The organism is Burkholderia sp. E168m23 (genome assembly GCF_016586125.1).
Lineage (GTDB): Bacteria > Pseudomonadota > Gammaproteobacteria > Burkholderiales > Burkholderiaceae > Burkholderia > Burkholderia orbicola.
Genome location: NZ_BCPP01001425.1, coordinates 1 through 1,196 on the forward strand (window position 1 = coordinate 1; position 1,196 = coordinate 1,196).

The following is a 1,196-nucleotide window of genomic DNA, read 5'->3' on the forward strand; positions in this document are numbered from 1 at the left end:
TGCGGCGGCAAGAAACTGGTCATCGCATCGTCGCGCGGCGGCGTGTACAGCGCAGGGTCGCCGGTGGCGTCGCTCGATCATCAGGAAACCTATCTGAAAGATGCGTTCGCGTTCATCGGCATCACCGACATCACGTTCATTCGTGCCGAAGGCGTCGCGATGGGGCCGGACAAGCGCACGGACGCGATTGCATCGGCGAAGGAAGCCGCGGCGGCCCTCGCCGCCTGACGCAATACGCCGGCTACCGGCCACCGGAGAACCCATGTTGAATACCCTCGATTCCGTTACCTCGACCACCGTCGCCGGCCGTCATGTCGTGTTCCGCACGCGCGGCCACGCGCACGGGCCGGTCGTCCGCATGGTCAGCCCGTCCGACGTCGGCGAGATGATCAAGCCGTTCGTGTTCCTCGACCTGATCGATACGCGGGCGCCGCTCGGCAAGCCGGCCTTCGGCTGGCATCCGCATTCGGGCATCGCCACGCTGACGCTCATGATCGACGGGCACGGCACCTACGTGGAATCGACGGGCCACGAAGGCCCGATGGGGGCCGGCGACATCGAATGGATGAGCGCGGGGCGCGGCGTCTGGCATACGGGTTCCGTGGTGCCGCCGGTCAAGGCGTTCCAGCTGTGGGTGGCGTTGCCGCCGGGGCGCGAGCTGGCGCCGGCGTTCAGTCAGCACCTGTCGATCGACGACATCCCGACGGACGGGCCGGCCCGCGTGCTGCTCGGCCGCCACGGCGACGCGGTCAGCCCGGTCGATGCGCCGCCGGGCATCAACTACGTCGTCGTGCAGTTGGCGGCGGGCGAGCGCTGGACCTGCCGGCCGCCGCAGGGCTACCGGGTCGGCTGGACCGCCGTGATGGACGGCCGCCTGCGCACGCCGGACCCGGTCGGACGGGGCGAGCTGGTCGTGTTCGACGCGTCCGATGCGCCGATCGAATTCGAGGCCGTGACCGACGCGCGCTTCGTGGTCGGTACCGCGATTCCGCATCCGCACGATCTTCATCTGGGCGCCTACTCGGTGCATACGAGCGCCGCCGCGCTGGCGGAAGGCGAGCGCGAAATCGTACGTGTCGGCCGTGAACTGCGCGCCAAGGGCGTGATGCGCTGATGCTTTCGTCTCCGTCGATATCCGGCCTCCGTTCAAGGCGGCCGGCGCGCCGTGACGCCGCGCCCGCGGGGTCTCGCGCTTA

At 69.5% G+C, this 1,196-nt stretch carries 2 protein-coding genes; both read left to right on the forward strand.

All coding sequences use genetic code 11. The features are described from left to right. On the forward strand, positions 1-228 hold a 228-nt coding region (locus tag JMF90_RS37860; RefSeq protein WP_201326422.1), incomplete at its 5' end, for an NAD(P)H-dependent oxidoreductase. Between the two features lie 34 nt (positions 229-262). Then, complete coding sequence (locus tag JMF90_RS37865; protein WP_054928616.1) at positions 263-1,114, forward strand: pirin family protein; 852 nt, start codon at positions 263-265, stop codon at positions 1,112-1,114. The last annotated feature ends 82 nt before the right edge of the window (positions 1,115-1,196 follow it).

What these genes read in the sequence shown, in the direction of transcription:
- JMF90_RS37865 (WP_054928616.1), top strand. Translation starts at nt 263, where the DNA reads ATGTTGAATACCCTCGATTCCGTTACCTCGACCACCGTCGCCGGCCGT.